The organism is Streptomyces sp. NPDC060209, assembly GCF_042728155.1.
Taxonomy (GTDB): Bacteria; Actinomycetota; Actinomycetes; order Streptomycetales; family Streptomycetaceae; genus Streptomyces.
Genome location: NZ_JBHWZS010000387.1, coordinates 1 through 7,210, shown reverse-complemented (window position 1 = coordinate 7,210; position 7,210 = coordinate 1). Strand labels below are relative to the sequence as shown.

Here is a 7,210-nt window from a genome sequence, read left to right as displayed (position 1 = left end):
ACCTGAGTGCCGGACCCGGGGCGATCTCTGTGCGCCGGGGCCACGGGCTACGGCACGACGCACTCGAACGCGTGCAGGTACGCGTTGACGGGGTGGATCTCGCCCACCTGCAGGCCCGCGTCGGACATCCGCCCGACCAGGCTCTCCCGGGTGTGCTTGGCACCCCCGACGTTGAGCAGGAGCAGCAGGTCCATGGCGGTGGTGAACCTCATCGACGGGGTGTCGTCGACGAGGTTCTCGATGATCACCACACGGGCGCCGGGGCGGGCCGCTTCGACCACGTTGTGCAGGGTCCTGCGGGTGCTCTCGTCGTCCCATTCGAGGATGTTCTTGATGATGTACAGATCCACGTCGACCGGGATGTCCTCACGGCAGTCGCCGGGCACGATCCGTACACGGTCCGCCAGCCGGCCGCCGTCCCGCAGCCTGGCGTCCGCACGTGCCACGACGCCCGGCAGGTCCAGGAGGGTTCCGTGGACGGAGGGGTGCTTCTCCAGCAGGCTCGCGAGAACATGCCCCTGACCGCCACCGATATCGGCGACCGAGGACACCCCGGTGAGGTCCAGAAGGTCGGCGACGTCCTGCGCGGACTGCACGCTGGACGTGGTCATCGCCCGGTTGAACACCTGGGCGGACTCGCCCGCGTCCTGGTGCAGATATTCGAAGAAGCCCTTGCCGAACGTCTCCGGGAAGACGCTCGAGCCGGAGCGCACCGCGTCGTCGAGCCGCGGCCAGACCTCCCAGGTCCAGGGCTCCGTGCACCACAGGGAGATGTACCGCAGGCTGTTCGGGTCGTCCTCGCGCAGCAGCCGGGACATCTCCGAGTGGACGAACTTCCCGTCCGCCGTCTCGCTGAAGATCCCGTAGCAGCAGAGCGCGCGCAGCAGCCGCTGCAGAGGCACGGGCTCGGCGTCCACGACCAGCGCGAGCTCCGCGGCCGATGCCGGCGTCTCGCCCAGCGCGTCGGCCACACCCAGCCTGGCAGCCGCGCGTACGGCCGCGGCGCAGGCCGCTCCGAACGCGAGCTCCCGGAGCCGCATGGAAGGCGGCGGGGTCTGGGTGGCGGAGACCTTGGGCACGGTGAGAGGGGTTGTGACGGGGGTGGTGTCGGGGGTGGGACTCACGGTGGTCATACCGTCTCGTTTCTCCTTGTGCGGCGGTGAGCCGTCATCCGGCACACATCCCGGCCGGGACGGATGTCCCGCAGGTGTTGCTGACGAAGGTGTTGCCGGTGCCCGAGGTGTCGCCGTTGGCGAGGTCGGCCGGCTTGTTGCCCTGTACGAGGTTGCTGCTGATGGTGTTGTCGGTGTTGAGCGCGCCGACGAAGCTCTTGAACAGCAGAATGCCGCCGGAGAGCGGGGTCGAGCCGACGTTGTCCCGGATGACGTTGTCACGCACCTCCGTGGCCTCGCTGCCGGTGAGGACGATGCCGGATCCCTGGATCGCGGACAGGCGCGGGGTCGCCGGACAGAACTTGTTGTTCTTGAGGATCCGGTTGCCACTGATCGTCATCGCCCCTGCCGCGGGCTTGGACTCGTCACCCACGACGAAGACCCCGCTGCAGTTGCCCGTCAGGGTGTTGCCGTCGATGACGAGGTTCCGCACCCGGCGGGCGGTGACGCCGATGCGGTTCCCGCTCACCGAGTTGTCCAGGACGAGCGTCCCCCCGGTGTCGGTCGCTCCGCCCTCCTCGCTGACCGAGTTGGCGATGAAGATCCCCGCGTCTCCGTTTCCGGTGGCGGTGTTGCGCCGGAAGTCGGCGCGCGTCGACCGCTCCTGGGCGATGCCCCAGGTGCCGTTGCTCCGGGTGGTGACCTTGCGGATGCTGAGTCCGTCGGTCCAGGACGCCCAGATGCCGCTCTTGTCGAAGCCGGAGACGGTCAGCGAGCGGATGCTGACATCGTCGACGGTGTTGCCCTTGGTCCCTACGACGCAGATGCCGTTCCCGCCGGTGGCACAGGCGTTGGCGGCCTTTGCACCGTCGGCGGCCGCCGGGGCGATGACCGTCCGGCCACGGGTGCCGCGCAGGGTCAGGCCGGGCTTGGTGATCAGGACGCTCTCGCGGTACGTGCCGGGCAGGATGACGATGGTGTCACCGGGGTGTGCGGCGTCGACCGCGCTCTGGATGGATTCGCCCGGGCGCACCACATGATCACCAGGTCCTGCCGCGGCGGAGGGAACGGCCGCGAGACCCAGTGCCGTGGCCGTGGAGAGGGTGATACCCGCCAGGCATTTCATGTGTCTTTTCCTCATGAGCCGAAGCTATGGGCGATCAACCGCCGGTGCCACGCAAGGTGAGCGTATGGATACATGGCGTGCCTGAATGGCTTACTCGCGCCGACGCCCCAACGCCCCCGCCCCCCGGAGCCGGCGACGTGCCCCGGGCCGTCGGGAGCGGCCGGTCTTCGCCCGGGCAGCCGGGGCGCGGGCGCGTCCGCGTGGCCGTAGCGTGGCCCCATGACGGGCGAGCGCGATCTTCGAACACTGCTGCACGGCATGCGACCGGAGCTGAGGCCCGGCCGCTACGTCTACACGACCCTGCCCGACGGCGAGGTGCCGGCCGGCGTCACCCCGGTGGTCACCGTCTCCGAGCGGGAAGGGCTGACGCTCGTGGTCCCGGAGGCTCAAGCCGTGGCGTCAGGACTGGCGTACCGCTTCGTCGCCGGGTGGATCACGCTCCGTGTGCACTCCGCGCTGGACGCCGTCGGACTGACCGCGGCTGTCTCACTGGCCCTCACGGACGCGGAGATCAGCTGCAACGTGGTCGCCGGATACCATCACGACCACCTGTTCGTGCCGTACACGCGTGCGACCGAGGCGGTCCGGGTGCTCGAGGCGCTGGCCGCGGAGTCCGGGTAGGAGTGCCCGGCTCCGCGACGTGAGCCGGGACACGTAACATGGCCCCATGTCCTTCCTCCGCCGCCGTAGCGCCGCCACACCCGCGGGCCCGGACTTCGACGTCCTGGCCATGGACCCGGGGGACTGGCCCGGCAACCTCGGCGCCGGTCTGCTCCCCGCTCCCGACGGGAGCTGTCAGGGCGTGTTCCTGCGCTACGACCTGTTCGGCGGCCGCGGCCCCGCGATGATCATCGGCAATCTGCCGGAGGGCTCACCGGCTCGCGAGACCGAGGAGGGCCAGGTCCCCTTCGAGGTCGCCCAGCTGCTCCTCGCGCTCGAGAACGACGAGCCGGTCGAAGTGACCGGCACCGAGGACGTGCCCGTCATGCAGGGCGACAGTCTGCTGATCGTGCGCCGGATCAAGCTCTCCGAGAGCCGGATCTCATGCGTCCAGTTCGACCGGAGCGACGGTGTGCTCGTCACCATCGCCAGCTGGGACCGGCCGATCACCGACGATCTGTACGCCCTGCTCAAACCCCTGCCCGCTGAACTGTTCCAGCAGGGCTGAAACGTCCCTGCTCCGTCAGCAGCCGAGTGATCCGGGCGGCCGACGTCCCGAACCCCGTGGGGCCGCCGAGGTGCCACGGGGCGCCGGTTCCCCGCCGCAGGTCCTCCTCGCGGTAGCGCCGGCAGTCCCGGTGCCAGATCAGGATCCCGGCCATCCAGTGCCGGAGCTCGAGCACATAGCCCGCCAGTGTCTCCCGGGCATTCGCGTCAAGGTCGAAGTCGTCGTACAGCAACGGCAGTTCGTGCTCGGCGACGTGCTGGAACTGCTGCATCCGCCCCTGCATCAGGTCGTGCACGATCGCCACTCCCGTCGGGTAGTCCACCCCGAAGAAGTTCTGCACGACCAGGACCCCGTTGTGCACCTCGCCCTCGTACTCGATCTCCTTCTGGTAGGAGAAGAGGTCGTTCAGCAGGCACGCGTAGTCCGCCGCCGCGTTCTCCAGGGACCGCAGCGGACCACTGCGGTAGACCTCGTCCGGCACCCTCCTGCCGTGTCCCAGCCGGCACAAGCTCATCGTCAGGTCCGAACCGAAGGTGGCGCGGCGCATCTCCATGTAGTCGACCGGGTCGGGAATCCGGTTCTGCGCCTGGTTCGCAAGCTCCCACAGCCAGCTCGCCGTCATCGATTCCACAGCCTCGCGGAAGGAACGGCGCGCGCTCTCGTCCATCGGCCCCGCCGTCCGCCGCCAGAGGTCGGCCAGCCCCCGCTCCAGCGCGTCGACCGGTTCCGGCACGGACGATCCGTCGAGCGGCATGAACAGCGACAGCCGCTCATTGGCCAGCCGTGCCCCTGCCAGATCACGGGTCCGGCCGTGCACCACCGGGAACCAGTCGTCGCCGTACGTCCCCCAGGTCAGCCAGCCCGACGACAGGTCCAGCTCGTCCGGTGTCGCATCGGGGTGCATACCCGCCGCGCACAGCGGCAGGTCCGTCGCGATCAGCCGATCCTCGTCCCAGATGTGCGACCCCGGCACGCCGGGCTGCGCCTCCAACAGCCCCATCCGCCGTGACCACTCCACGATCCGCACCCGCGCCCCGTCCAGATGCGGGCTCAGCGTGGTGGTGAAGGGCATCTCGAAGTCGGGCAGCAGTGACGGGCCGACGTGCTGGTACGGGACGTGCGTGTGGCTGCGCAGCCGGGCAGCCTCGGAGCGGGGGGTGAAGCGGATGGACGCGGCGGCCATCCCGAAACCGGACAGCCTCTCGGAGGCCGCCGCGGCCCCGTCGTTCATGTAGCGGCTGGAGCGCATGTGCCACTCGTGCCCCCCGGACTGCCAGTCCTGAAGACCCTTGACGTACGCGAGGACGGCGACCGTCTCGTCAGGGGTGAGCCCCTTCTCCGCGCAGAGCGGCGGCAGTTCGGTGAGAGCCGTGTTCTCGAACTGCTGGAGGCGCGAGGTCAGCAGATCATTGACCGCCTCGGCCGCCTCCTGGGTCGAGCAGTTCAGGAACCTCTCCAGGACCAGCACGCCGTTGCTGTTCTCGCCCTCGTCCTCGACCTCGCGCTGGTACGAGAAGAGATCGTTGCGCAGATGCACCCCGTCGGAGAACGCGTCCCGCAGAACCCTCAGCGGACGGGCTTCCGCCAGCGATGCGGGTACCTCAGCGTTCGCCGCGTACTCCACGAGGCCCGCCGACCACGGCGCGCCGCCCACCTTGCGCCGCATCTCGATGTACTCGACCGGATTCGCGATCCTCCCCTCGTTGATGTTCGAGAGCTCCCACAGGGACTCGTTGAGGAGGTTCTCCGTCGACTCCGCGAACCGGGCCCGCCAGGCGTCCGACATGCCGGGAACCGTCCTCGCCCAGAGGTCGGCCAGCCCCGCTTCCACCGGATTGGCCGGCTCCGGCGTCGCCGCGCCCCGCTCCATCGGCATGAAGGCGGGCAGCCGGTCCAGATACCGCTTCCCGCCCTCACGGTCCGGAGTGCGTTTGAACAGTTCCAGGAAATGGTCGTCGAAGAAGAAGACCCACACATACCAGTCGGTGACCAGGGACAAGGCCTCGGACGAGCAGTCGGGGTGGGTGTACGCGCAGAGCAGCGCGTAGTCGTGGGATTCGAGGTCCTTCTCCTCCCAGATTCCGGACCCCTCCAGCATCCCCATCCCGCGCGCCCACTCCCGGGTGTGGCTCCGGGCCGCATCCAGATGAGGGTTGAGACGCGCCGGGTACGGCACGTAGAAGTCCGGTAGTGAGAAGGGCTGTGCCATGTGCGTCCGGCCTTTCCGAGAACTCCGTGCGGTCCACGTGGACCGGTCCTGTCGGCGCCAGCACTACCCGTGGGCCATCCGGGGCACGCACAGCGCGAAATAGTCACACAAGCTCAGGTCCGACGGCACACTGCACTCTTGACTCGCCAACACCTCCCGCCACAGAGTGTGCGCCGACCGATGAATGCGGGGAGCGCCGACGATGAACGCTCTGCCGCCCCCGGCCCAAGAAGGGTTGTCATGACGTCGAAGCAGAGGATCAGACTCGCGCTGGCACTGACCACGGCAGGGGCGCTGAGCGTGGCGCTCCTCTCCCCGGCGGCGGCCGGTGCGGACACCGTACGACCGGAATGCCCGCGTGCCCTGGACTGCGACTGGGTCCCCGCGGCCTACCAGCAGACCGGAGACCCGGAGGACAAGGACACCTACGGCAACTACGACACGGCGAACCGGCCCGAAAGCAATGCGATCAAGTTCATCGTCCTGCACGACACCGAGGTCGACTACGACACGACCCTGAAGATCTTCCAGAACCCGGCCAACCAGACCTCCGCCCACTACGTGGTGCGTTCGTCCGACGGCCACGTCACGCAGATGGTGAAGAACAAGGACGTCGCCTGGCAGGCGGGCAACTGGTATCTCAACACCCACTCCATCGGCATCGAGCAGGAGGGCGTCGCAGCCGAGGGCGCCAAGTGGTACACCCCCGAGATGTACCGGTCGACCGCACGACTGGTGCGGCACCTGGCGGCGAAGTACGACATCCCGCTCGACCGGCAGCACATCATCGGCCATGACGGCGTACCGCCCACCAGTGCGGCGGGCACGAAAAACATGCACTGGGACCCGGGCCCCTACTGGGACTGGAACCGCTTCATGGCACTGCTCGGCAGGCCCACCGTGCCGAGCGCCCCCAGAAGCAGCGAACTGGTCACCGTCAGCGCGGACTTCACCAAGAACCAGCAGGAGTTCCGCGACTGCGAGAAGAGCGTCGACCTGCCCCGGCAGGGCAGCAGCGCGGTCCCGCTGCACACGGAGCCGTCCGCGGACTCGCCGCTCTTCTCCGACCCCGGGCTGCACCCGGACGGCTCGCCGGGGACGAACTGCGCCGCGGACTGGGGCAGCAAGATCAGTGCCACCCAGCAGGCCGTCGTCGCCGACAGGGCACCCGGCTGGACAGCGATCTGGTGGTACGGGGAGAAGGCGTGGTTCCGCACCCCCGCAGGGACCCGGGTCGTCAGCCCCACATCCGGCCGTGTCGTGCGGCCGAAGGCAGGCAAGGCGGAAGTGCCGGTGTACGGCGTTGCCTATCCGGAGAAGGCCGAGTACCCGGCGGACTTCGTCAAGCCGACCGTGGGCAGCCCGCTCGTCTACACCATCAAGGCGGGACAGGCTTTCCCCGGTGGAGGCGAAGCACCCACCGGCTACTTCTACGCACCGACGATCGACGCCTCGAAGCCGTACGACCACACCTACTTCCGCGGAAGCCAGAAGTACGTGACGGTCCAGATCGGCCACCGGATCGGCTTCGTGAAGGCGTCCGATGTCGACGTGGTGCGAGCCGGATCATGAGCGGCAGTTGAAGCCGCGAATGG

At 68.8% G+C, this 7,210-nt stretch carries 6 protein-coding genes; 3 read left to right on the top strand and 3 right to left on the bottom strand.

Going from position 1 to position 7,210, the window contains the following annotated elements; translation table 11 throughout:
* Positions 1-47 precede the first annotated feature (47 nt).
* Complete coding sequence (locus ACFWFI_RS39055) at positions 48-1,133, bottom strand: methyltransferase (RefSeq protein ID WP_387400082.1); 1,086 nt, start codon at positions 1,131-1,133, stop codon at positions 48-50.
* A gap of 34 nt (positions 1,134-1,167) precedes the next feature.
* On the bottom strand, positions 1,168-2,253 hold the full coding sequence (locus ACFWFI_RS39050) for a right-handed parallel beta-helix repeat-containing protein (protein ID WP_387400079.1): 1,086 nt from the start codon (positions 2,251-2,253) through the stop codon (positions 1,168-1,170).
* Between the two features lie 204 nt (positions 2,254-2,457).
* On the opposite strand from ACFWFI_RS39050, the gene ACFWFI_RS39045 reads away from it, so the two are divergent.
* A complete protein-coding gene (locus ACFWFI_RS39045; RefSeq protein WP_387400076.1) occupies positions 2,458-2,859 on the top strand; it encodes an ACT domain-containing protein in 402 nt (133 codons plus the stop codon).
* A 46-nt stretch (positions 2,860-2,905) separates the two neighbouring features.
* Positions 2,906-3,406, top strand: a complete 501-nt coding sequence (locus ACFWFI_RS39040; protein WP_031095964.1) for a hypothetical protein — start codon at positions 2,906-2,908, stop codon at positions 3,404-3,406.
* Here the strand turns inward: ACFWFI_RS39040 and ACFWFI_RS39035 are convergent.
* Complete coding sequence (locus tag ACFWFI_RS39035; protein WP_387400072.1) at positions 3,369-5,615, bottom strand: family 2 encapsulin nanocompartment cargo protein terpene cyclase; 2,247 nt, start codon at positions 5,613-5,615, stop codon at positions 3,369-3,371. The two genes, ACFWFI_RS39040 and ACFWFI_RS39035, sit on opposite strands and share 38 nt — an antisense overlap.
* 240 nt (positions 5,616-5,855) lie before the next feature.
* On the opposite strand from ACFWFI_RS39035, the gene ACFWFI_RS39030 reads away from it, so the two are divergent.
* Positions 5,856-7,187, top strand: a complete 1,332-nt coding sequence (locus ACFWFI_RS39030) for an N-acetylmuramoyl-L-alanine amidase (RefSeq protein ID WP_387400069.1) — start codon at positions 5,856-5,858, stop codon at positions 7,185-7,187.
* The last annotated feature ends 23 nt before the right edge of the window (positions 7,188-7,210 follow it).

Coding starts and splice junctions, on each gene's coding strand:
- ACFWFI_RS39030 (WP_387400069.1), top strand. CDS start 5,856: ATGACGTCGAAGCAGAGGATCAGACTCGCGCTGGCACTGACCACGGCA.
- ACFWFI_RS39040 (WP_031095964.1), top strand. CDS start 2,906: ATGTCCTTCCTCCGCCGCCGTAGCGCCGCCACACCCGCGGGCCCGGAC.
- ACFWFI_RS39045 (WP_387400076.1), top strand. CDS start 2,458: ATGACGGGCGAGCGCGATCTTCGAACACTGCTGCACGGCATGCGACCG.
- ACFWFI_RS39055 (WP_387400082.1), bottom strand. CDS start 1,133: ATGACCACCGTGAGTCCCACCCCCGACACCACCCCCGTCACAACCCCT.
- ACFWFI_RS39035 (WP_387400072.1), bottom strand. CDS start 5,615: ATGGCACAGCCCTTCTCACTACCGGACTTCTACGTGCCGTACCCGGCG.
- ACFWFI_RS39050 (WP_387400079.1), bottom strand. CDS start 2,253: ATGAGGAAAAGACACATGAAATGCCTGGCGGGTATCACCCTCTCCACG.